Origin of the sequence: Enterobacter cloacae complex sp. 2015409, from assembly GCF_041365315.1 — a bacterium.
Lineage (GTDB): Bacteria > Pseudomonadota > Gammaproteobacteria > Enterobacterales > Enterobacteriaceae > Enterobacter > Enterobacter pseudoroggenkampii.
In genome coordinates, this window is record NZ_JBFTVM010000001.1 from 801,628 (window position 1) to 824,496 (window position 22,869).

At 54.4% G+C, this 22,869-nt stretch carries 21 protein-coding genes; all 21 read left to right on the forward strand.

Annotated features, from left to right (window positions below):
• Positions 1–3: 3 nt before the first annotated feature.
• Positions 4–1,002 carry a hypothetical protein gene (locus ACDO57_RS03730; protein ID WP_370883531.1) on the forward strand — a complete coding sequence of 333 codons (999 nt, stop codon included), beginning with the start codon at positions 4–6 and terminating at the stop codon, positions 1,000–1,002.
• A gap of 9 nt (positions 1,003–1,011) precedes the next feature.
• The gene (locus ACDO57_RS03735; RefSeq protein WP_370883532.1) at positions 1,012–1,824 is read left to right on the forward strand and encodes a type VI secretion system accessory protein TagJ; all 813 of its coding nucleotides are present in this window, start codon (positions 1,012–1,014) and stop codon (positions 1,822–1,824) included.
• Positions 1,817–2,380, forward strand: a complete 564-nt coding sequence (tssE, locus tag ACDO57_RS03740; RefSeq protein WP_024909842.1) for a type VI secretion system baseplate subunit TssE — start codon at positions 1,817–1,819, stop codon at positions 2,378–2,380. The genes ACDO57_RS03735 and tssE overlap by 8 nt, the downstream gene beginning before the upstream one ends.
• A gap of 2 nt (positions 2,381–2,382) precedes the next feature.
• Positions 2,383–4,254, forward strand: coding sequence for a type VI secretion system baseplate subunit TssF (gene tssF / locus ACDO57_RS03745; protein ID WP_090419874.1), 1,872 nt, complete (start codon positions 2,383–2,385; stop codon positions 4,252–4,254).
• A complete protein-coding gene (gene tssG / locus ACDO57_RS03750; protein WP_248272673.1) occupies positions 4,251–5,291 on the forward strand; it encodes a type VI secretion system baseplate subunit TssG in 1,041 nt (346 codons plus the stop codon). Before tssF ends, tssG begins: the two co-directional genes overlap by 4 nt.
• 34 nt (positions 5,292–5,325) lie before the next feature.
• Entirely contained in the window at positions 5,326–7,941 is a 2,616-nt protein-coding gene (gene tssH / locus ACDO57_RS03755; RefSeq protein WP_024909845.1) for a type VI secretion system ATPase TssH, read from the forward strand.
• Between the two features lie 24 nt (positions 7,942–7,965).
• Positions 7,966–9,384: a serine/threonine protein kinase gene (locus ACDO57_RS03760; RefSeq protein ID WP_370883533.1), complete on the forward strand. Its 1,419-nt coding sequence runs from the start codon at positions 7,966–7,968 to the stop codon at positions 9,382–9,384.
• A gap of 230 nt (positions 9,385–9,614) precedes the next feature.
• Positions 9,615–10,025, forward strand: coding sequence for a hypothetical protein (locus tag ACDO57_RS03765; RefSeq protein ID WP_231103384.1), 411 nt, complete (start codon positions 9,615–9,617; stop codon positions 10,023–10,025).
• A gap of 64 nt (positions 10,026–10,089) precedes the next feature.
• The gene (locus ACDO57_RS03770; protein WP_370883534.1) at positions 10,090–12,048 is read left to right on the forward strand and encodes a type VI secretion system Vgr family protein; all 1,959 of its coding nucleotides are present in this window, start codon (positions 10,090–10,092) and stop codon (positions 12,046–12,048) included.
• A 22-nt stretch (positions 12,049–12,070) separates the two neighbouring features.
• Positions 12,071–13,126 (forward strand): PAAR domain-containing protein, encoded by a 1,056-nt coding sequence (locus ACDO57_RS03775; protein ID WP_024909805.1) that lies wholly within the window; start codon positions 12,071–12,073, stop codon positions 13,124–13,126.
• A gap of 24 nt (positions 13,127–13,150) precedes the next feature.
• Positions 13,151–13,585, forward strand: coding sequence for a hypothetical protein (locus tag ACDO57_RS03780; protein WP_073961692.1), 435 nt, complete (start codon positions 13,151–13,153; stop codon positions 13,583–13,585).
• A gap of 22 nt (positions 13,586–13,607) precedes the next feature.
• Positions 13,608–14,681, forward strand: coding sequence for a hypothetical protein (locus ACDO57_RS03785; protein ID WP_061716464.1), 1,074 nt, complete (start codon positions 13,608–13,610; stop codon positions 14,679–14,681).
• A gap of 347 nt (positions 14,682–15,028) precedes the next feature.
• Positions 15,029–15,379 (forward strand): immunity protein Tsi6 family protein, encoded by a 351-nt coding sequence (locus ACDO57_RS03790; protein ID WP_048992422.1) that lies wholly within the window; start codon positions 15,029–15,031, stop codon positions 15,377–15,379.
• 25 nt (positions 15,380–15,404) lie between these two features.
• The gene (gene tri1, locus ACDO57_RS03795; RefSeq protein ID WP_048992425.1) at positions 15,405–16,472 is read left to right on the forward strand and encodes an ADP-ribosylarginine hydrolase Tri1; all 1,068 of its coding nucleotides are present in this window, start codon (positions 15,405–15,407) and stop codon (positions 16,470–16,472) included.
• Positions 16,473–16,552: 80 nt separating this feature from the next.
• Positions 16,553–16,933: an immunity protein Tsi6 family protein gene (locus tag ACDO57_RS03800; protein ID WP_022651396.1), complete on the forward strand. Its 381-nt coding sequence runs from the start codon at positions 16,553–16,555 to the stop codon at positions 16,931–16,933.
• A gap of 38 nt (positions 16,934–16,971) precedes the next feature.
• Positions 16,972–18,072, forward strand: a complete 1,101-nt coding sequence (gene tri1, locus ACDO57_RS03805; RefSeq protein WP_024909799.1) for an ADP-ribosylarginine hydrolase Tri1 — start codon at positions 16,972–16,974, stop codon at positions 18,070–18,072.
• Between the two features lie 158 nt (positions 18,073–18,230).
• Complete coding sequence (locus ACDO57_RS03810; RefSeq protein ID WP_049123616.1) at positions 18,231–20,153, forward strand: type VI secretion system Vgr family protein; 1,923 nt, start codon at positions 18,231–18,233, stop codon at positions 20,151–20,153.
• The gene (locus tag ACDO57_RS03815) at positions 20,146–20,643 is read left to right on the forward strand and encodes a hypothetical protein (protein WP_230581877.1); all 498 of its coding nucleotides are present in this window, start codon (positions 20,146–20,148) and stop codon (positions 20,641–20,643) included. The genes ACDO57_RS03810 and ACDO57_RS03815 overlap by 8 nt, the downstream gene beginning before the upstream one ends.
• Positions 20,644–20,706: 63 nt before the next feature.
• The gene (locus ACDO57_RS03820) at positions 20,707–21,273 is read left to right on the forward strand and encodes a hypothetical protein (protein ID WP_024909855.1); all 567 of its coding nucleotides are present in this window, start codon (positions 20,707–20,709) and stop codon (positions 21,271–21,273) included.
• A gap of 3 nt (positions 21,274–21,276) precedes the next feature.
• Positions 21,277–22,353 (forward strand): hypothetical protein, encoded by a 1,077-nt coding sequence (locus tag ACDO57_RS03825; protein WP_370883535.1) that lies wholly within the window; start codon positions 21,277–21,279, stop codon positions 22,351–22,353.
• A 73-nt stretch (positions 22,354–22,426) separates the two neighbouring features.
• The gene (locus tag ACDO57_RS03830; protein WP_370883536.1) at positions 22,427–22,867 is read left to right on the forward strand and encodes a DcrB-related protein; all 441 of its coding nucleotides are present in this window, start codon (positions 22,427–22,429) and stop codon (positions 22,865–22,867) included.
• Positions 22,868–22,869 lie beyond the last annotated feature (2 nt).

The following is a 22,869-nucleotide window of genomic DNA, read 5'->3' on the forward strand; positions in this document are numbered from 1 at the left end:
GATATGAAACTTTGGCTATCGGGTTTGGCACTTCTGGCGGCGACCTCCACCGCTCAGGCTGAAAATTTCCGCATCGTGCAGTCTCCTGCGCAGAAGCTGGATATCTGGATCGACAACATCAAAGACAACACGCCGCAGAGCTGGTGTAAGCCTGAGGTGGCGCTGCGCATTGTGGCAAACGGCAAGAAAGACGTCTCCGTGCTGGAGAACTTTGTGCCGCGTCTTGGCTCACTGCTGGAACACCAGTGCAGCAAAGTGAATAGACTTAGCTGGACGCTCAACGATCCGGCGGGTACCACGCTGGCGCAGGGCACGGCTGGCAAAGCGCAGGACTGGGCGCTGGTGGTGAAACAGGAGCAGGCCGCGCCTGCTGCGACCGTCACCGCAACCCCAGCCAGCGGCGCGTTACTGCCGCCAGACCAGAACGCTGCATCCCGCACCGTCGCGGCCGACCGCACGCCGTGGCAGGAATTCACCCTGCAGGACGGCTGCCACCTGCGCACCTTCTGGGAAGGTGGCGCTTCCGCTCCGGCGCTCTTTATTCCGGATTCTGACACCACCCGCTGCGGGAACGGCAGCTGGCTGAGCGGACACACCGTTGTGTCGCAGTCCCGCAACGGCGGGCAGAAAGAGATGGCGGTGACCTACATTCATGGCTTCCCGGTGACCGGACTGAATCAAAGCGCCGATCCGGAAAACGCGCTGATCACTTCCGTCAACAAAGAGCGCATGGTATTCAGCACCCCAAACAGCGACCAGAGCTGGATGATCCTGCCTTACGACAACGCCCTGAACAGCTGGAAGAGCAACGGCACGGTCGCGGTGGAGATCTCCCGTGAAACCGCCAGCGATGATGCAAAGCTGCAGGCGCGTATCGCGGCGGTGAAAAAAACCTGGAGCGCCTGGGTCGCACCCGGCACGCCGCTGAATATCGTTCTGATTGACACCCTGCGTCCTCAGCTGCGCGATCCGGCCGTCGGCGCATGGCGCGCGGCGAATTAAGGAATGGCTATGAATACGCTCTATCAACACCTGGCGGGCGAGTCGCTCAACGATGCGCTCGCGCGCCTTGAAGCTGAAATCAAAGCCCGTCCGGCGGATGCCGATCTCCGCGCCGCGTTCGTACAGTTTTTAACCCTCAGCGGCAACTGGACGCGCGCCCTGACCCAGCTGAAAAGCTGGCTGGCGCTGAAGCCGCAGGCGAAGCCCACCGTCACGCTGCTGGAGCAGTCCATCCAGGGCGAGCTGCAGCGCGCGCAGGTGATGGCGGGACAGGCGCGTCCGGCCATGCCTGAAACCCAGTGGCCGTGGCTGACCACCCTTGCCGCGGCGCTGAGCGAGGAGGGCGAGCGCGCCCGGGCGCTGCGTCTTGAAGCGCTTGAACAGGCTCAGGCAAACCCTGGTCACATCGCCCTCGAAAATGAGGAGACGCAGGCTTTTGACTGGCTGATGGACGGCGACGCCCGTCTCGGCCCGGTCTGCGAAACCATCGTGAACGGCCGCTATTTCTGGCTGCCCTTTAGCGCTATCGCGGAGATCCGTTTCCAGGCGCCCGCCAGCGTGACCGATCTAGTCTGGCGTCACGCCCTGGTGCGCCTGACCGACGGTACGGAGCAGGTGTGTCAGATCCCGGCGCGTTATCCGTTTGCAGCCGATGCCTCTGATGCGGTCAAACTGGGGCGCACCACCGACTGGCACCCGCTCGATACTGACGGCACGCTGTATGAAGGCCAGGGCCAGAAGGCCTGGCTGAGCGAGCTAAGCGAAAGTCCGCTGCTGTCGCTCAGCCTCGTGACGTTTGCAACGGATGGAGCCGATGAGTAATCCCGCTGGCGAAGGCGATCTGCTGCGCAGCGGCTGGCAAGCCCGCAGCAAGCAGGAGAAGGTGGGGGCGCGCGACAAAATGCAGCCCTCGCTGCTGGATCGCCTCACCGATAACGACCCGGAAAAAAAGCGCGAGTCGGCCAACAGCAATCTGATCACCCACGCCGCCCTGCGCCGCAATGTCCTGCGCGATCTGCAGTGGCTGTTTAATACCATCAACCACGATGCCTCCGGTGATTTGAGCGCGTTACCGCACGTGAGCCGCTCGGTGGTTAACTTCGGCGTCGCGCCGCTGGCCGGGAAAAGAATGTCGGACATCGAATGGCACGACATTCAGCGCAAGCTCACCGAGGCCATCATCAATTTTGAGCCGCGCATTTTGCCGCAGGGCCTGCAGGTCCGCTGCGTGTCGGATACCTCCTCGCTGGATCTGCACAACGTGCTCTCCATCGAGATCAAAGGGCGTTTATGGTGTGTGCCTTACCCGCTGGAGTTTCTGTTTCGTACCGATGTCGATCTGGAAAACGGCCATTTTGAACTGAAAGATGCGGGGTAATCATGGAAAGTAAACTGCTCGAATACTACAACCGTGAGCTGGCCTACCTGCGCGAAATGGGGGCCGAGTTTGCCGAACGCTATCCTAAAGTCGCCGGGCGGCTGGGCATGCGCGGCATCGAGGTGGCGGACCCGTATACCGAACGTCTGATGGAGGGCTTCGCCTTCCTGACCTCCCGCGTGCAGATGAAAATGGACGCGGAGTTTCCGCGCTTCTCTCAGCGTCTGCTGGAGATGATTGCGCCGAACTATCTTGCGCCCACGCCGTCGATGGCGATCGCGGAGATTGAGCCCGACAGCAGCAGGGGTGACCTGAGCAAGGGCTTCATTGTGCCGCGCGGTACCATGATGGACAGCCTGGCGCTGAAAAAAACCGGCGTGACCTGCAGCTATACCACGGCGCACGAGGTCAACCTGCTGCCGCTGAAAATCGACAAGGTCGAGCTGGGCGGCGTGCCCGCCGATCTGCCGCTCGCGCAGCTGGGGCTGAGCCAGCGGGGGATCGGCAGCGCTCTGCGGATCCGCATCGCCTGCGACGGCCCGCAAAACCTCGGGCACCTGGATTTCGACCGTCTGGAATTTTTCCTCGGCGGTCCGGACATTGAAGCGCTGAAGCTGCTGGAGCTGGTGATGGAGCACCACGTTGGGATCGTCTGTCAGACGGTCGGCCCGCAGCCGCAGCGACAGCTGCTGGCGTCGGATGCGCTGCGCCAGGAGGGTTTTGAGCCTGACCAGGCGCTGCTTCCGGACGATCTGCGCAACTTTGACGGCTATCGCCTGCTGCAGGAGTATTTCGCCTTTCCGGCCCGTTTCCGCTTCATTAGCCTCAGCGGCCTGAGCAAGCTCATCCAGCGCTGTGAAGACGAAAAAGCCTTCGATATCTTTATTCTGTTGGATAAGTCGGATGAACAGCTGGAGCGCGTGGTCGATGCCAGCCACCTGGCGCTGCACTGCACGCCGGTCATCAACCTGTTCCCAAAGGTCGCGGCGCGTCAGAAGCTGAATGAAGGCCAGCATGAATACCATCTGGTGGTCGATAACATTCGTCCGCTGGATTATGAAATTTACGCGGTCAAAAAAATCTATGGCAGCGCGGACGGCCAGCGTGATGACCAGACGTTTCGTCCGTTCTGGAGCACCTGGAGCGGCGATGCGGGCAACTACGGGGCCTATTTTTCCCTGCGCCGCGAACAGCGCGTGCTGTCCGAACACGCCCTGCGCTACGGCACCCGTACCGGCTATATCGGCTCGGAGGTCTTTGTCTCGCTGGTGGATGAACAGCACGCCCCCTGGCAGGAAAACCTGCGCTATATCTCTGCCGAGGTGCTCTGCACCAGCCGCGATCTGCCGCTGATGCTGCAGCAGGAGCTCGGGCAGTTCATTATGGCCGATTCCATGCCGGTGAAATCCCTCACGCTGCGTAAAGGCCCGACGCCGCCGCGTCCGGCGCTGGCCGAAGGGTTCAGCACCTGGCGGCTCATCAGCCAGCTGCAGATGAACTACCTCAGCCTGATGGACAGCGAAAACGAAGAGGGCGCAGCCGCGCTGCGACAGCTGCTAGGGCTGTACGCCAACCTGGCAGAAACGCCCGTGGCGCGTCAGGTGGAAGGCGTTCGTCACTGCGTGCTGGAGCCGGTTCACCGCCGCGTGCCTGAACCCGGCCCGGTCGTTTTCGCCCGCGGGATCGGCATTACCCTGACGGTGGATGAGCGAGCCTTTTCCGGCGCCAGTCCGTGGCTCTTCGGCAGCGTGATGGAGCGTCTCTTTGCCCGTCTGGTGTCGATCAACAGCTTTACGGAGTTCACCCTGAAAAGTCAGCAGCGCGGCGAGATTGGTTACTGGGCGCCGCGCATGGGTAAAAGGGCGCTGATATGAGTGACACCGCTGCACCGCTGCGCGTGCATCGCCTGACGAAGCTGCCGGATGCGTTCTGGCACGGGGTCCGCGAGACGCCCTGGCGCTACGATCTGTTTCAGCTGTTAAGGCGCATTGATGCCCAGGGCGGCGAGCGCTACCCGCTGGGCCGCGCGCCGCTGCCAAAATTTGAACCGCTGCGCATCGGCCAGCAGCCGTCGATGAGTTTTGCCCCGTCGACGCTGGCCCAGGTACGTCAGCGGGAGGAAAGCGGGCTGCATGAGGTGTCTATCCTCAGCTTCGGCCTGTTTGGCCCGAACGGCCCGCTGCCGGTCCACATGACCGAATACGCCCGCGAGCGTATTTATCATCATCAGGACACCAGCCTCAGCGCGTTTGCCGATCTGTTCCATCACCGCCTTGCGCTGCTGTTTTACCGCGCCTGGGCGGATGCGCAGCCCACCGTCTCGCTGGATCGCGCGGATAACAGGCGCTTTGAAGGCTACCTGGCGTCGCTGATTGGCATGGGGCAGCCGGGTCAGATGAACAAAGGCAGCCTGAGCTCGCATGCCCGCTTTACCCACGCCGGACACCTGACCCGTCACGGGCGGGATCCGGAGGGGCTGGAGAAGATCCTGCGCAGCTATTTTAAGGCGCCGGTTAAGCTGGTGAGCAACGTGCCGCAGTGGATGCCGCTTTCCACGCGCGAGCAGGCGCAGCTGGGAGCAGGACGCCGCATGCCGCGCATGGGTGAGTCCGCTTTTCTCGGCGTCGCCGTCCGCGACGTGCAGCATAAGTTTCGCATCGACATTGGCCCGCTGAGCGCGGAGGAGTACAACCGTTTTCTGCCGGGGGAAGCGTGGGTCACCGAGCTGCGTGACTGGGTGCGTCAGTACGTCGGGGTGGAGTTTGAATGGGAAACACGGGTGATCCTGCGTGAAGACGCGGTGCAGGGCACCACGCTCGGCGGTGCCGGGCGATTAGGCTACAACACCTGGCTGGGCCTTCAGCCGCGGCCTGTCCCGCGTGGCGATCTGGTGTATTGCGCAGAGCGATAATTTTTCTAACGCATTGTTATCAATGGAACCGAACATGTCAGAAATAAGCCGTGCCGTGCTTTTCGGCAAACTGGATACGCTGTTATTTACCTCTCTGGAAAGCGCCACTGCGTTCTGCAAGCTGCGCGGCAACCCCTATGTTGAGCTGGTGCACTGGCTGCATCAGCTGATGCAGCAGCAGGATGGCGATCTGCAGCAGGTCATCCGCCACTTTGCCCTTGATGAACAGCAGCTGACGCGCGATATCGTTGCCGCGCTGGATGTCCTTCCGCGCGGGGCGAGTTCCGTTTCCGATCTCTCCGAACACATCGACAGCGCCGTGGAGCGCGCCTGGGTCTTCGGCTCGCTGAAGTTTGGCGTCAGCCGCATTCGCGGCGGCCATTTGCTGATCGGCATGCTGAAAACCTGGAATCTGGCCAACGTGCTGAAAAGCATCTCGTCGCAGTTCACCCGCCTTAACGTCGAGGTGTTGATTGAGCAGTTCGACGCTATTTGCGCCAACAGCAAAGAGACGCAGCAGGCCGCTGCTGCCGTCGATGCGCCGGCGGGTGCGGTACCGGCTGCGCAGGGGACGCTGGCCCAGTATGGCCAGGATCTGACCGCCCGCGCCCGCGACGGGAAGATTGACCCGGTTGTCGGGCGCGACGAGGAGATCCGCCAGATGGTGGATATCCTGATGCGTCGTCGCCAGAACAACCCGCTGCTGACCGGGGAAGCCGGGGTCGGGAAAACGGCGGTGGTGGAAGGTCTGGCGCTGCGTATCGCCGACGGCGACGTGCCGGAGCCGCTGCAGAACATTCAGCTGTGGCTGCTGGATATCGGCATGCTGCAGGCTGGCGCAGGCATGAAAGGCGAGTTCGAGGCCCGGCTGCAGGCACTCATTAATGAAGTCCAGTCCAGCGCCACGCCGATTATTCTGTTTATCGATGAGATCCACACCCTGATTGGCGCAGGCGGCCAGCAGGGGACCGGCGATGCGGCAAACCTGCTGAAGCCCGCGCTGGCGCGCGGTCAGCTGCGCACCATTGGCGCCACCACCTGGGCGGAATACAAAAAGTACATCGAGAAAGACCCGGCGCTGACCCGTCGTTTCCAGACGGTGCAGGTTCACGAGCCGGACGAAGCGAAAGCCATTCTGATGCTGCGCAGCACCGTGTCGCCGCTGGAGACGCACCACCAGGTTCTGCTGCTTGACGAAGCGGTCAGCGCGGCGGTGAAGCTGTCGCATCGCTACATTCCGGCGCGTCAGCTGCCGGACAAAGCCGTTGCCCTGCTCGACACCGCCTGCGCCCGCGTCGCGGTCAGCCAGAGCGCGCCGCCTGCGCAGCTGGAAGACTGCCTGCGCCATCTTGCCGCGCTGGACGTGGAAATTGAGATCGCAGAACGCGAGGCGCGCGTCGGTGCCGGAGACGCTGAGCGCGTAGCAACGTTACGCGCCGAACGTGACGCGTATGAGACAAAACGCGAAGCCCTGTCCCGGCGCTGGGAAGAAGAGCGCAGTCTGGTGCAGGAGATTATCCGTCTGCGCGCCGCGCTGTTCGCGGCGGGCGAGGAAGATACCGCTGAGCTGCGCGGCAAGCTGACGGAACAGCAGCAGGCGCTGAACGCCTTACAGGGTGATGAACCGCTGCTGTTTGCGGCGGTGGATGAAAACGTGGTTGCCGCGGTGGTCTCTGACTGGACCGGGATCCCGCTGGGCCGGATGGTGAAAAACGAGATCGACGCGGTGCTAAACCTTGCCGACACGCTGAACCAGCGCGTTATCGGCCAGCGTCACGGTCTGGATCTGATTGCCCGCCGCGTGAAAACCTCGCGGGCGAAGCTCGACGATCCCAACAAACCGGTGGGCGTCTTTATGCTGTGCGGCCCGTCCGGCGTCGGTAAAACCGAAACCGCGCTGGCGCTCGCGGAGTCGCTGTACGGCGGCGAGCAGAACGTTATCACCATCAACATGAGTGAGTTCCAGGAAGCGCACACCGTGTCCACCTTAAAAGGTGCGCCTCCGGGATACGTAGGGTATGGTGAAGGCGGCGTGTTGACCGAGGCCGTGCGCCGCCGCCCGTACAGCGTGGTGCTGCTGGACGAAATTGAAAAAGCGCACCCGGACGTCCACGAAATCTTCTTCCAGGTCTTTGATAAAGGCTGGATGGAAGACGGAGAGGGGCGCCACATTGATTTCCGTAACACCATCATTATTCTGACGTCTAACGTCGGCACCGACCTGATTAGCGCCATGTGCGCCGATCCGGAGCTGGTGCCGGAGCCGGACGCCTTGAGCGGCGCGCTGCGCCAGCCGCTGCTGGAGGTCTTCCCGCCCGCGCTGCTGGGCCGTCTGCTGGTGGTGCCGTATTACCCGCTCAGCGACGAGATGCTGGGGCAGATTGTTCGCCTGCAGCTCAAGCGCATTCAGCGTCGTCTGGAAGAGAATCACAGCATTATTTCTGAGTTTGACGACAGCGTGGTGGAACAAATTGTTCAGCGCTGTACCGAGGTGGAGTCCGGCGGCCGCATGGTGGACGCTATTCTGACCAACACTCTGCTGCCTCAGATGAGCCAGATCTTACTTACCGCCAGCCGCAGCGACGAGCAGTACCGACGTCTGCACGTCACCTGCGAGCAGGGCGAGTTTCACTGTCAGTTTGCCGCGTAATAATCATCAAGAGAACTGTAAAAGATGACGGATAATGATAACAATCGGACTGTCCCAAACGCGCTCCCGGTCGGGTACCGCTTCAACGAGTTTGAAATCAAAGAGGTGATCGGCGGCGGCGGTTTTGGCATTGTCTATCGCGCGTGGGATCACCAGCTCGAACGCACTATCGCTATCAAAGAATTTATGCCTTCCTCGCTCGCCGTGCGCGGCGACGACATGACCCTGGTGCTGCGCAGCGAGCGCTTTGGCAAAGCGTTCTCCGCGGGCCTGAACAGCTTTATTCAGGAAGCGCGTCTGCTGGCGCGCTTTAACCACCCGAACCTGCTGCACGTCCTGCGTTTCTGGGTGCAAAACGACACGGCCTATATGGGGACGCTGTTTTACAGCGGCACCACGCTGTCGCGCCTGCGGGAAGAAAAGCCGGAGCTGATCAACGAAGCCTGGATCCGCCGCACGCTGCCGATGCTGTTCGGTGCGATCAAGACCATCCACGACGAAGGCTACCTGCACCGCGACATCTCTCTGGATAACATTCAGATCCAGGATAACGGCCTGCCGGTGCTGCTCGATTTCGGCTCCGCGCGACGCACCATCGGTAATCTCTCCGACGAAACGGAAACCATGCTGCGTCCGGGATTTGCGCCGATTGAGCAGTACACCGACGACAACGAAAGCGAGCAGGGCCCGTGGACGGATATTTACGCCCTCGGCGCGGTGCTGCGTACCCTGATTGTGGGTTCTCCGCCGCCGGTCAGCGTGGTGCGCTCTATTCAGGATACCTGCAAACCGCTGGTGGAAATCATGCCGCAGGGCTATTCCATTCCGCTGCTGCAGGCCATTGACCGCGCGCTGGCGCTGCACATGGAGGACCGTCCGCAGTCCATCGACGAGTTCGCCGCGCTGATAGAGATGCCGGTCGCCGGTATCAACGATGTGCTGACGGCGAAAAAGCCCGGCACGATGCTGGTACCGGTGGAGGAGGAACAACCTGCTTCGCTGCTCGACTGGCGCCGCTACAAGATCCCGGGCATGGTTGCCGCAGGGGTGCTGGTGGGTATTGTCGCCGGGGCGATGCTGTTTAGCGGCGGCACAGATGCGCCTGAGCAGGCTGCGCAGGCACCGGCAGAGGCGCGTTCGACCGAAACCGCCGCGAACGCCCCAGACGTGAAGCCAGAAACGGCGAAGGTGAGCGAGCAGGCGACGGCGCAACAGACGCCACCGCCTGTCGCGAGCCCTGTTGCGTTGGTCTATATCCGCATCCTCGACGGCGAAACGCTGAAAGTGAACGGCGAGCCAAAAGCGCTGCGCCCGGGAACCAACGGCTATGCATCGCTCAAGCTGCCGGCCGGAGAGGCGAAGATTGAACTGCAGGGCAACGGAAGAACGCGTGGCCAGACGCTGGATATTGCCAAGCCGGGCACCTGGCTGGTGAATCCGTAGGAATTTAAACAGGAGAGACTATGGAAGTGTACGATCTTCGAAGCCAGAGGCTTCATCCAGGGAATTCGAGAAGATTGTCTCTCCTGTTTATGCGTTTTGAATTTAATCCTAACCCGGAGAGTTGAGTTGAAGCCAATATGTGCCTCCCCATTTTTGTAAATAACAATATCGGGCGTACGCAAAATAACCTCGCTCATTTAAATAGCAAATTATGGTATTTCTGGGGAAGCATGGATCTTCTCGCAATATTGCTTTATTGCGTGAATTCAGTTCGCCACGACAGAATTCCATTCATTTCTGACGCAAAAGCAGTTAGTGATTCGTTGCATTATTATGCAGGTGATGGTTTCAGCATTTTGGTCATGCTTTTTTTTGTGCTTGACTTACTTTTATTACTCTCTTTGTTTACTTCGGCCTGGTTATTCTTCAAGCGAAAGATCGGAGCGATTAAATTTGCCCTTGCTCAGGAATTATTTCGCTTGATTTCATTCAGATGTTCGGTCTCATTTTTCCCTCTTTTGGTAAGTATGTTTGATATTTCAAACATCTGGTTGAATGTAGGCTTATTTGTCACTTCAGAGTTACTGAAAATCTACTCTCTTGTTTTTTGGATGATCAAGAGGGAAAAGCCCCTTTCTTGAATGACGCTTTATCACAGATGCGAACCCCTTTTCTGCATCGCATAAGCTAGATGGAATAAAGATTATGCTCAACCGAATTACCGTTCAGCTCCCGGTGGAGGGGCTTCTGTTCTGGAAACTGACGGGCCGCGAGGCGATGTCCGAGTCGTTCGCGCTGACGCTGACCGTGCTCGGCACGGACGCGCGCATCGACCGCAGTAAGCTGCTGGGCCAGCCGGTCACGGTGACCATCCCGACGCAGAGCCTGCTGACGTCCCGCTATGTTAACGGCAAGATTACCCGCGTGGCGGTCAGCGCCGTTGAGCTGACGGGCACCCGCTATGCGGTGTACCAGCTGACGGTGGAGCCGGACCTGTGGCCGATGAAGCGCGACCGTAACCTGCGTATTTTCCAGGGGCAGACGGTGCCGCAGATTGTGAAAACCCTTCTCGGCGAGCATCAGGTTAACGTTGAGGACAAACTCACCGGCAGCTACCGGGTGTGGGACTACTGCGTGCAGTATCAGGAGTCGAGCCTGGACTTCATCAGCCGCCTGATGGAGCTGGAGGGGATTGCGTATCACTTCCGCCATGAGGCGGACAAGCACACCCTGGTGCTCACCGACGCCGCCACGCAGTACCAGCCATTCAGCGGCTATGAGGTCATTCCTTACCACCAGACGCCGTCAGGCGGCAGTACGGATGAAGAGGGCATCAGCCAGTGGGCGCTGGAGGACAGCGTGACGCCGGGGATTTACAGCCTCGACGACTATGACTTCCGCAAGCCGAACGCGTGGCTGTTCCAGGCCCAGCAGAACCCGGCGTCGCCGAAGCCGGGCAGCATCGACGTGTACGACTGGCCGGGTCGCTTTGTGGACAAGGGGCACGGGGAGTTCTATGCCCGCATCCGTCAGGAGCGCTGGCAGGTGGAGCACCAGCAGATTCAGGCCACCGCGACGGCGGCGGGGATTGCGCCGGGGCACACCTTCACCTTAACCAACGCGCCGTTCTTCAGCGACAACGGTGAGTATCTGGTGACGGCGGCGGGTTACCACCTCGAAGAGAACCGCTATGCCAGCGGCGAGGGGGAGACCATTCACCGGACCGATTTCACGGTCATCCCGTCGGCGGTGGTGTACCGTCCGGCGCAGAGCACGGCGTGGCCGCGCACCTACGGCCCGCAGACGGCGAAAGTGGTGGGGCCGAACGGGGAGAGTATCTGGACGGACAAATACGGTCGGGTGAAGGTGAAGTTCCACTGGGACCGTCTGGCGAAGGGCGATGACACCAGCTCCTGCTGGGTGCGCGTGTCGAGTGCGTGGGCGGGCCAGGGCTATGGCGGGGTGCAGATCCCGCGCGTCGGCGATGAGGTGGTGGTGGACTTTATCAACGGCGACCCGGACCGTCCGATCATTACCGGGCGCGTGTACAACGACGCGAGCATGCCGCCGTGGGCGCTGCCGGCTGCGGCGACGCAGATGGGCTTTTATAGCCGCAGCAAAGATGGCCATAAAGACAATGCCAATATTCTCCGTTTTGAAGATAAAGCCGGGCACGAGCAGATCTGGATCCATGCAGAAAAAAATATGGATACGGATATTGAAAATTCTGAAACTCATGATGTCGGTGTCAATCGTAGAAAAACCATCGGACAGGATGAGAATATTACGATTAAGCGGAACCTGAAATCAGATGTAGGTAATAATGAAACGCATAATATTGGTAACAAGCACGTTATAAACGTTGGGAAAGATCAAACCGTCTTGACCATGGATAAAGAAGGTAACGCGCTGCTGGAATCTGTGACCACGATTAAACTCAAAGTTAAAGACAACTATATTCTGATCGCCCCGGATACCATTGAGATTCACGTAGGCCAGGGCAACCTCAAAGCAGAGGCTGTGGAACAAGCCATCTTCAAAGGTGATGAGCTTACAAAACTAGGTGATGGGATCAATACCGAGCTCAAGGCAAATGATACGGTGAGTATAACGGGAACTAACCTTACCGATATTAAGGGCGCGATTGTAAAAGTTAACAGTTAATCTGCGTACAGAGAACGCTATTATGGGAAAACCAGCCGCCAGAGCGCGCATTGATTCCAGCGCACATACTGGCCCAATTCAAAGCGGAAGTCCCAACGTAATTATTGGCGGATTTCCGGCAGCACGAAAAGGCGACCCGCTTTCATGCTCCCAACATGGTCAGGGAAGTATTCTCAGTGGTTCAACAACGGTATTTGTGAACGGTTTGCCTCTCGCCAGGGAAGGTGACAAGACGGGTTGCAATACCTCAGCGACCCCTGCGGTCGCATCCACTCAACCCGCACCTCCGCAATACTGGGGCGGTACGGCGGCGAAGGATGCGGGTAAAGATGGTGCTATACATGGTGATGTTTACGACGCCCGTGTGCTTGGCGCCTATGCAAGCCTTGAAGATAAATCCGGCTTTGGAAAACCTGATACGGCTTCAGCCGGATTCGCACTTGCCGATATCACGGTCGGGAATACAAAAAGCCAGGATAAATATAAAGGCGAGGTACGTACTAAAGTAGGGGTGGCGACTGCCAGTGGCACGTTAGTGACCGATCGAGCTGATTACGGGGCGATTAATCTCAATGCAAACGCCACCGCGATACAATATGGCGCCTCGGGAAGCATTGGAAAAGAAGGGCAACAATACGGCGGCGTCGGTGGGGATGTATACCTGGCAACCGCTGAAGCGAAGGCCGTCAGTGAACTATATGACGGAAATAAAGGGCGTTATGGTTTTAATGTTGAACTTGGCGCAGAAGCCGCGGCGGTCAAAGGAGAGGCGACGGCTAAAGCCGATTTTTATGGCGTAGTCGTTGCCGATGGCAAACTTTCAGGGAGTGCAGGGAGCGCTGGCGCTTCTGCAGGCGTGGGAACCTGGATTGATAGCACTGATTATTCATTTAACCTTAAGGTGTCCGGTGAGCTTGCAGCGGCGCTCGGTCTGGGAGGAGATGCCAGTATCAAATTTGCTCTCAAACCGATCCTTGACTGGATTTATGACGATGATGAAAGTAAGCCGTCCCCAGCGGCGGGCAGTGGCGATGGTGTGATTAAGACTGGCTGTGTTACAGTCCTGATAGGAGATTAAAATGTGTAAATGGGGAACGTTGTGATGCATTGGTTTTTCTTTATTCTCTTTATGATTTGGACGCTAGCGCTTATCTGGAATGGAAAAGATTTATTTAACAAAAAGCAGTGGCTCCTTGCGGGGTTAATGTTCGTTCTGGTGTTAGTGGCTACGGTCGTCATTGGCTTTACGTTGAAATGGCTTGCTCAGTCAATGTCATTATTTTCCGTCGCAACGGCCAAGCATTATTCGATCATCTTATCCATGTCTTTCCTGTGTGTTTGGGGATTAAAGATCACAGTAGTGCTGCTCTGCACGTTATTTTCCGGCATTATGGGGGGGCACAAAAGATACAACGCGGAAAATTATGAAAAATTATCGTCTATGACACGTGCCGTGGCGCCTGGCTTACTTATCTTTGCTAAAAGCTTAATTACCCTCGGAAGCTTCCTTATGTTTTCGGGTTTATGGCTTAAGTAAGCGCGACGAGTGAGGTTGCATTATGGTTACTGAAAAACAATATTTTTTTCCTCTTGAGATAAAGGATCAGGAAAAAGAGATTCGGGAAAATTTCTGGAAATGTCTCTATACCTCTGCAGAAAAAGAGATGCTTCATTACTGGCTATTGTTACCCCAGAATGTTAAGCCAGCAGAGTTAAAGCCGATCACGTTTCAGGAGGTTGGGCTGACGAATATCGGACGATACATCGCCGATGACACCGGCCCCTATATTGAAGTCTGGGCTGCATATGAACACTGTCAGTGGGAGATGAATGCGTCAGACTGGCTTATCAATAAGCTCGATTTAATGGGTGAGAAAGTACTGAGCCAAAGGATAATTACTCATCCTTCAGGAAGCGGGAAGTTTGCGGATATCCTGTCCATTAAAATGATGCCATCGGGTGATGAGGTCGTTTCACGATATACGGTGCAGAAGGATTATAATCCTGTAAATGGTGGAGGAAATTACTTCCTTTTGAAAACGGCTTGTGCGTCGAAGGATTACAACACGATTGCCGATACTATTTTCCTGATTGCTATCAACTGGGATTTACTGCATCGCAGCAATTTGATGCTTTCAGAACTGTTGAAAACAGTCAGCCTTAGCAACAAAAATGACAGTGGATTTAAAATTCCGGATTCATGGCTGGTGAATACGCTGGATGATAATCGTCTGGTAATTGAACACACAATAGGTAACGTCAACCATGGAGTGATTAATTTCTGTCTTTTCCGTCAGGCTGATTATCCCGCTGCGCAGGCTATTTTCGATGAAGCAACTGCGCGCTTTAACCGCCACGATAGTGCGGTCTCTCTTACGACATCGGACATTGCCAGCATCCCAAATGATATCAATCCCACGTTTACAGGCGATCTTTATAGCTGTACGGGAGAGGTAGTCAGTGCTGCTGAGAATATCAGGGCTTATTACGATATGCGTATCTTTAAAATTAATGATTTGTGGTGTTACGTTGAGGTGGTTGGGCCTCATCGTAATCATCAGGATTATTATTACGAAGCCAATAAACGATGCATGGAAATCATTCTTTCTACGTTTCGCATAGAAAAACGATGAGCTGACAAAGTTAATTCATGACCATCTAAATAAAACCACAGAAATGTGGTTTTATTTTTGTTTCACAGAAACAATATCATAACCGCCTTCGTTCTGAGAATTAGTTAACTTCAGGCACTGAGAACAGATCATCGTGGAATAAAAAATCATGCTCAGCTGAACTATCGTTCAGCTCGCGGGAGTGGATATTCTGTTCTGAAAACTGACATCCCGCTATGTTAACGGCAAGATTATCCACGTGGCGAACGGTGCCGTTGAGAGAACGGGCACGCACTATGCTGTGTAACAGGTAGAAGTGGAGTATCCGCAGGTTCAGGCCGCCGCCAGGGCAGTATTTGAGGTGACTCATGAGTAAAGAAAATTACACCGCGCTGGATTATATCAATGATGCTATTGATGCAATTAATCATCGATTAGAAGAAAATCCTACATTTTCTTTATATGTTATGGCAAAGAATCAGTTGGACTATATTAAGTCTATTCTAACGGGGTCTGAGAAAGATAAAAGTAAATTGCACAAATTAAATCTTGGAGTGCTTGCGTCAAAAGAGTTTGATACAACCGATGCAGAACTTGCTCAGCATTTGTCCAATGTTAATTATATAGCTTCGCAAATGGGAAAAGGATTGAAGTTTATTCTCCCTCATGAGCAAGACGTTGAGTATTTGAAAAGGCAAAGACGGTATCGCAAGTGGTAAACAACGTTTGATTAAAGGGTGCGGGATGATAGATCTTTACAGTGAAGACTCAGTAATTAATCATTATGCCGATCGTTATAATAACTACATGCCTGTTAATGTTCGTAAGGTAATAAGAAGCAGCATTGATGATTCAAATTCCTCTCATGTATGGGATGAAACATTACCTTTAATCACAAATGAAGATGTTTCACGCGATAAAGCACTTGGGGCGTTAGTGGGTTTGGCTGTTGGCGATGCAGTTGGCACTACTCTTGAATTTAAACGCAGAGATAGTGAACATGTAGTGGATATGATTGGTGGCGGGCCCTTTGAATTAAAACCCGGTGAATGGACAGATGATACGTCTATGGCATTATGTCTGGCAGAAACTTATCTTTCAGAAAACAGAATGCATACCGATGTACTTAGAAAATATCTCCTGAAATGGTATCTCAATGGGGAGAACAGCAGTAATGGTCGTTGTTTTGATATCGGTAAAACGACGCGATTCGCGCTTGAACAGTATATGCTTGTCGGACCTTCCTGGTATGGTAATACAGAAAAGCACACGGCTGGTAATGCTGGGGTTATTCGTCAAGCTCCGGTGTCTATCTTCCGTCGAAAATCGCTGCGTGCGATTTACTTCGAATCCCAGGCTCAGAGTCGAGCAACTCATGGTGCAGTAGAGTCAATTAATGCATGCCAATTCCTCGGATTAGTATTGCACTATTTAATTAACGGTTATCAAAAAGACGAAGCTTTTTCGCCTCATGTTTTCCCATTATGCGCGCGTGTAATGATCATAAACGCGGGTGAGTATAAGCAGAAAACTCGCGATCAGATTCGTTCAAGTGGTTATGTTATCGATACGCTTGAGGCCGCGATGTGGTCCGTATGGAATACTGACAATTTCCGTGATGCGATTCTGCTGGCTGCCAATCTTGCCGATGATGCTGACAGCGTCGCGGCGACGGCGGGACAAATAGCGGGGGCGTTGTATGGTTATTCCGCTATCCCGCAGGACTGGAAAGATAAACTCGTACAACACGAACGTATTGCCACAATGGCGGGTAAACTATTCGATAGAGCGCCTGAGGATAATTTTTTATAGTTAGAATTACCAAGGGTAAGCGAGGGCATATGATGACTTGCGATCAGGTATGGAATTTTTAGTTAACTGAATCTACTGCAATGAATGAAATGACAATGTTTGGTTACGTTGATAGAGCATTAACTTTAGCACAGAAAAGATATGCAGACGTCAAGAATCGTGATCCCCAATCCCCGCTTTTGCAAATGTACGACTCTATTGTACAACAATTATTATTTCTACGGGATTTAATCGAAGGCAAGGAAAAGGATAGAGCGAAATTATGGGATATGACGTTCGGTATGTATGCAGGGAAGGAGTTTGATCATTCTGATGAGTTGTTTTTTGAAAGGTTGTCAGATGCCTGGTTTATTGTGGATCAAATCCGCCGAGGGTTAAAGGTTAGGCTGCCGCATGAGGTCGATACCAACTATAATAAAAAGAAACAAAACCTCATGAAGAAATTCCCTGATGAATTTTAGTATTTCATATGAATAATATTTTTTATTATGGGTGAAAGGTGATTGACTTACATGCTGATTTAAATGCCTTGTTAAAATATGTTGATAGATATCGTAAATACTTACCCATTAGCAGACCTTCAGTCCAGCGAAGGATGCAGTATACGTATGATAATAAGCCATTAGAATCATCCTCAAATAGTGATGTACAAAAACAATGGGATTTAACACCACCATGTAATATCTCACTAGCGCAATCACGGGATCGTGCGGTAGGTACGCTTATTGGTCTTGCTGTTGGAGATGCTGTAGGTACGACGCTCGAATTTTTACCTCGTGACAAAGCACACGTCAAAGATATGACAGGTGGTGGGCCATTTCGACTTCGTGCCGGCGAATGGACGGATGATACATCCATGGCGTTATGTCTTGCGGAAACGCTCCTTGAGAAGGGTGATGCTGATACTATATGCTTCAGGAATAAGCTTCTGGAATGGTATCAGCATGGTTATAACAGTTCAAATGGCGTCTGTTTTGATATAGGCAATACAACTCGGTTTGCTTTAGAACAATATTTAATAGTTGGTCCTGGGTGGAACGGTAATACTTCGCCAGAAACTGCCGGTAATGCTTCCATGATCAGACAAGCACCTGTCTCTATTTTTTTTAGAAAATCATTAAGCAAAGCGTTTTATGAAGCTAAAAAACAATGTATCGCAACACACGGTGCCGCGGAAGCAATAAATAGCACGCAGTATTTAAGTTTTTTGCTTGTGCATATGATTAACGGTAGCAATAAAGATTTTGTTTTTACACCACACGTTATGCCGCTTCAGCCACGTGTAATGATCATTAACGCGGGTGAGTATAAGCAAAAAACTCGCGATCAGATTCGTTCAAGCGGTTACGTTATCGATACGCTTGAGGCCGCGATGTGGTCCGTATGGAAAACGGATAATTTCCGTGATGCCATTCTGCTGGCAGCCAACCTTGCCGATGATGCTGACAGCGTTGCGGCGACGGCGGGACAAATAGCGGGAGCATTATATGGTTATTCCGCTATTCCGCAGGAGTGGAAAAATAAACTCGTACAACATGAACGTATCGCCAAAATGGCTGGTGAATTGTTCGATAGAGCCCCTGAAGACACTTTCTTGTAACTGTTTATCTCGATGAAAATTCAGGAAAAGTTGTTTTTTTTGTGGCATGAGAAGTCAATCTTACAGCTACTCATTATCAAACCAGCAGCGTTTACGCTTTGCGTATTGAAATGAGTTAACTTCTGGCACTGAGATTAGTCCATAGTGGAATAAAGATTATGCTCAACCGAATTACCGTTCAGCTCCCGGTGGAGGGGCTTCTGTTCTGGAAACTGACGGGCCGCGAGGCGATGTCCGAGTCGTTCGCGCTGACGCTGACCGTGCTCGGCACGGACGCGCGCATCGACCGCAGTAAGCTGCTGGGCCAGCCGGTCACGGTGACCATCCCGACGCAGAGCCTGCTGACGTCCCGCTATATTAACGGCAAGATTACCCGCGTGGCGGTCAGCGCCGTTGAGCTGACGGGCACCCGCTATGCGGTGTACCAGCTGACGGTGGAGCCGGACCTGTGGCCGATGAAGCGCGACCGTAACCTGCGTATTTTCCAGGGGCAGACGGTGCCGCAGATTGTGAAAACCCTGCTCGGCGAGCATCAGGTTAACGTTGAGGACAAACTCACCGGCAGCTACCGGGTGTGGGACTACTGCGTGCAGTATCAGGAGTCGAGCCTGGACTTCATCAGCCGCCTGATGGAGCTGGAGGGGATTGCGTATCACTTCCGCCATGAGGCGGACAAGCACACCCTGGTGCTCACCGACGCCGCCACGCAGTACCAGCCATTCAGCGGCTATGAGGTCATTCCTTACCACCAGACGCCGTCAGGCGGCAGTACGGATGAAGAGGGCATCAGCCAGTGGGCGCTGGAGGACAGCGTGACGCCGGGGATTTACAGCCTCGACGACTATGACTTCCGCAAGCCGAACGCGTGGCTGTTCCAGGCCCAGCAGAACCCGGCGTCGCCGAAGCCGGGCAGCATCGACGTGTACGACTGGCCGGGTCGCTTTGTGGACAAGGGGCACGGGGAGTTCTATGCCCGCATCCGTCAGGAGCGCTGGCAGGTGGAGCACCAGCAGATTCAGGCCACCGCGACGGCGGCGGGGATTGCGCCGGGGCACACCTTCACCTTAACCAACGCGCCGTTCTTCAGCGACAACGGTGAGTATCTGGTGACGGCGGCGGGTTACCACCTCGAAGAGAACCGCTATGCCAGCGGCGAGGGGGAGACCATTCACCGGACCGATTTCACGGTCATCCCGTCGGCGGTGGTGTACCGTCCGGCGCAGAGCACGGCGTGGCCGCGCACCTACGGCCCGCAGACGGCGAAAGTGGTGGGGCCGAACGGGGAGAGTATCTGGACGGACAAATACGGTCGGGTGAAGGTGAAGTTCCACTGGGACCGTCTGGCGAAGGGCGATGACACCAGCTCCTGCTGGGTGCGCGTGTCGAGCGCGTGGGCGGGCCAGGGCTACGGCGGGGTGCAAATCCCGCGCGTCGGCGATGAGGTGGTGGTGGACTTTATCAACGGCGACCCGGACCGTCCGATCATTACCGGGCGCGTGTACAACGACGCGAGCATGCCGCCGTGGGCGCTGCCGGCTGCGGCGACGCAGATGGGTTTTATGAGCCGCACGAAAGACGGTTCCGTGGACAACGCCAACGCCCTGCGGTTTGAGGATAAAGCGGGTGCAGAGCAGGTGTGGATCCAGGCCGAGCGTAACATGGACACCAGCGTTAAAAATGATGAAACGCACAGCGTCGGCGGCGAGCGCAGCCATTACGTGAAGAAAAATGAACTGCATCGCGTGGAAGCGAATCAGACTCAGGCCGTGAAAGGTGGCACCGAGATCCTGACGGGGAAAGGCAAGCTGGATGCGGCGGTGGAGCAGTACGTCATTGCTTCCGGGACGAAGCTGCGGCTGGTCTCCGGTGAGAGTGCCATTGAGCTGAATGCTAACGGCAAGATTAACCTCATCGGCAAAGAGTTTAACTTCTTCGTGGAAGGGGATGGGTATATCACCACGGGCGGTAAGCTGCATCTGAATACCTCTGGTACAAAACCGGGCACCACGGCGCCGGGATCGGGGCATAAAGGGGATATTGATGCGGCGGTGCAGGCGAAATTTACGGCCAAAGATGAGTAAAGCAGGTGCGGTGCTTATCGCGTTACTAACGACGGGAATGGCTGGAGGAGATGCGCAGAAAAAGGATCTTTGGATGTTTATTTCCGGGATGAGTGCATCGCTTAAGACGTTATCCGTTACAACCCTTAGTAACGCGCCGTTATCGTTTAAGATGACCAGGCAAAATGAATATATCAATTTCTACAATGCCGACGATATCAAACTCGCTGATGGAACGAACATAACCGCAATTGGGTTACGTTTAAGCAAACAAAACGACGGCATGGCGCCTTTACTGAATTTTTCACCTTCCTCAGGTCAATGCATAACGCTTGATACCGTTAAAAAGCGCTATCCGCAGCTGAGGTTAACTGATTATCCGCGCGGCCGTTCGGAGAACGAAGTGACCAGCTATACAGCCCGAAAAGATATGAATGGACAAAAAGTGAGCTTCAGTTTCAGCGTGAAAAATCCTCACTGTCTGGGTTCAGTCGTCATTAGCGCCGACTAAGAAATACTGCACTCATGTCCTGACGGTTTCTTCAGGGTGATAATGGCCATACACATTCAATAAATGACGATTAACGTGAAAAAACACACGCCGATATTTCTTTGTTCCGTCCTGATGTTTACCTGTCTCGGCAGCAATGTGGTTTTGGCTCAGGTGATGCCTCCCGTTCTGACAAAACGGGATTTTTCTGTGCAGATCAAAGACCAGCCTGTCGCCCTGGGCGACAGATGGACGCCTGATATTGCCCGTAAAATTGGCGTGCCGGTGGAAGGCAGTTTTACCGGTGAAGTTCCTTTTGATGGAGTCCACTATAAATTCTTTCAGCATCAAAACGCTGGAGTAGAAATATTCACTTCCAACCTCTGGTGGGATAAAGCGGAAAGAAGCGTTGATGATTATATCGTGTCTCAAATTACGCTGACTGCCGAAGACTTCGCAACGCCGCGCGGTGTCCATGTGGGTTCAACGAGAAAGGAACTGAACAGCGCATACGGTACCGGTCAGGTCGAAAATGATGCCGGGGAGCAGTGGATTACCTACGAATTGGATAAAAAACTGCTCTCTTTTGAGATAAAAGGCGACAACGTTATAAAAATAACGATGAATTACAACAATGATTCTCAAGAATAATTTATGACCAAAAAATATGTTGCAACCGTATTGTTCACGGCTTTATTGACAGGCGCAGTTGAAACGTCATCTGCGTTAGAGTTATCGCAATACAATAACCTCAATACGGTCAGACGCATCGTTAACGACAGCGAAGTGACAGACAATCTCAGGAAGACGTTGGGAGATCATTACCAGACCTTTATTGATAACTTTGATGTCTTCGGCGAACCGCATACCACCCCAGGTGGCGGATTGTTTGTTGAGGGCTGGCTAAAAGATCTTTATCTGGAGAACGCATCCGCGCTGGTCATCAATCCTGACGGCAAAATCTTTGCGGCCTGGGTGGTTCCAGAATCAAACGTTATCCATTACCAGTCATCTGATAATAGTCAGGCCATTAATGCCGATATTCAGCAATGGGCCGCCAGATTCAATACGATGCAGTTTGCAAAAAGCAGCCAATCAGGACTCGCGTTTGACGGGGAGTGGGCTGGTGAATTCGAGAACGACTCGACGTTAACCCTGCGGCTAGCTGAATCTGGCAACCGTATCACCGGGTCTTATTGCTATGTCTCCCGGAGAGGAAATCGCATCGATTGCCCGGAAGATGATGAGCATAATCTTAGCGGTACGATCGCGGGAAACCGTGCGAACGTTGAGTTCAACTCATCGTTTGGCGGCGCAGGCGGACGGGCTGTTCTGGAACTAAAGGGGAGTGAAATGGAATGGCGTTTAGTTACTCCTCCTCAAAAAGGAAATGATTTTGCTCCGCTGCGTTATACGTTACGTAAAGCCGCTTCGGTTCAAAACGCGGAAACCAGAAAACTGGACACCGAAAAGTTCACTATCTCTCTGATAAACAAGTGCGGGCGTTTCGAGGGTGAATGTGACCAGATGGTTTATCTCGGTGTGCGCAAAAGCGATAACAGTACGATCTCCTTAAAGGGAAAAACGTTACACGACCCTGCAGGTAAAATAATCGGCTCAACGTACAAGAACGGCGAGATCGCTTATACCGTCACGTATGTACCCGTGAAATTGGTTGTCAGCAAAGGCAGCCATGTTTTAGTCGAACAGTCAGGCCAGTGGCTTAAATAACTATAGCCAGCCAAAAGGCCAGCATCGATTGGCCTTCTTGTTTCTCTCAATATTAAGCATCCCGAGTTCACTTATGAAATACACCCTCCAGGAAGGCTCGTTTTCCCTTTTTCCTGCTGCCTGGCAGGATAACAGTATGAACATTATTCGCGATGACGAAAGCGGGCTGTCCGTAGTGGTCACCCGCGGTGTGATTCCCGATGGCAGCGACTACAAACAAGAGTTTCACCGCCAGTGGGATGTGTTGCGTCCTCAGATGGGTGAGATCGCCCAGAGCGAATTCCGGGACGTAAAAGCCGGGCCTGACGGAAACATTAACGGGCTGGAAGTTGAAACCACGTTTGACCGTAACGGGCAACGCCTGTGGCAAAAACAGCTGGCCGTGCAGACGCCGGGCAAACCGGTATTGATGATTTTTACCCTCTCGGCACTCAGAGCCTTTACCGAAGAGGACGAGGTGCGCTGGAGCGCGCTTAAGCAGAGCCTGACGCTAAACGACAACCGGAATGTGTAAGG

What these genes read in the sequence shown, in the direction of transcription:
- ACDO57_RS03780 (WP_073961692.1), top strand. Translation starts at nt 13,151, where the DNA reads ATGCATTGGTTTTTCTTTATTCTCTTTATGATTTGGACGCTAGCGCTT.
- tssG (WP_248272673.1), top strand. Translation starts at nt 4,251, where the DNA reads ATGAGTGACACCGCTGCACCGCTGCGCGTGCATCGCCTGACGAAGCTG.
- ACDO57_RS03825 (WP_370883535.1), top strand. Translation starts at nt 21,277, where the DNA reads ATGACCAAAAAATATGTTGCAACCGTATTGTTCACGGCTTTATTGACA.
- ACDO57_RS03810 (WP_049123616.1), top strand. Translation starts at nt 18,231, where the DNA reads ATGCTCAACCGAATTACCGTTCAGCTCCCGGTGGAGGGGCTTCTGTTC.
- tssF (WP_090419874.1), top strand. Translation starts at nt 2,383, where the DNA reads ATGGAAAGTAAACTGCTCGAATACTACAACCGTGAGCTGGCCTACCTG.
- ACDO57_RS03790 (WP_048992422.1), top strand. Translation starts at nt 15,029, where the DNA reads ATGAGTAAAGAAAATTACACCGCGCTGGATTATATCAATGATGCTATT.
- ACDO57_RS03730 (WP_370883531.1), top strand. Translation starts at nt 4, where the DNA reads ATGAAACTTTGGCTATCGGGTTTGGCACTTCTGGCGGCGACCTCCACC.
- ACDO57_RS03765 (WP_231103384.1), top strand. Translation starts at nt 9,615, where the DNA reads ATGGATCTTCTCGCAATATTGCTTTATTGCGTGAATTCAGTTCGCCAC.
- tssH (WP_024909845.1), top strand. Translation starts at nt 5,326, where the DNA reads ATGTCAGAAATAAGCCGTGCCGTGCTTTTCGGCAAACTGGATACGCTG.
- ACDO57_RS03830 (WP_370883536.1), top strand. Translation starts at nt 22,427, where the DNA reads ATGAAATACACCCTCCAGGAAGGCTCGTTTTCCCTTTTTCCTGCTGCC.
- ACDO57_RS03735 (WP_370883532.1), top strand. Translation starts at nt 1,012, where the DNA reads ATGAATACGCTCTATCAACACCTGGCGGGCGAGTCGCTCAACGATGCG.
- ACDO57_RS03785 (WP_061716464.1), top strand. Translation starts at nt 13,608, where the DNA reads ATGGTTACTGAAAAACAATATTTTTTTCCTCTTGAGATAAAGGATCAG.
- tri1 (WP_048992425.1), top strand. Translation starts at nt 15,405, where the DNA reads ATGATAGATCTTTACAGTGAAGACTCAGTAATTAATCATTATGCCGAT.
- ACDO57_RS03775 (WP_024909805.1), top strand. Translation starts at nt 12,071, where the DNA reads ATGGGAAAACCAGCCGCCAGAGCGCGCATTGATTCCAGCGCACATACT.
- ACDO57_RS03800 (WP_022651396.1), top strand. Translation starts at nt 16,553, where the DNA reads ATGAATGAAATGACAATGTTTGGTTACGTTGATAGAGCATTAACTTTA.
- tssE (WP_024909842.1), top strand. Translation starts at nt 1,817, where the DNA reads ATGAGTAATCCCGCTGGCGAAGGCGATCTGCTGCGCAGCGGCTGGCAA.
- ACDO57_RS03770 (WP_370883534.1), top strand. Translation starts at nt 10,090, where the DNA reads ATGCTCAACCGAATTACCGTTCAGCTCCCGGTGGAGGGGCTTCTGTTC.
- ACDO57_RS03815 (WP_230581877.1), top strand. Translation starts at nt 20,146, where the DNA reads ATGAGTAAAGCAGGTGCGGTGCTTATCGCGTTACTAACGACGGGAATG.
- ACDO57_RS03760 (WP_370883533.1), top strand. Translation starts at nt 7,966, where the DNA reads ATGACGGATAATGATAACAATCGGACTGTCCCAAACGCGCTCCCGGTC.
- ACDO57_RS03820 (WP_024909855.1), top strand. Translation starts at nt 20,707, where the DNA reads ATGACGATTAACGTGAAAAAACACACGCCGATATTTCTTTGTTCCGTC.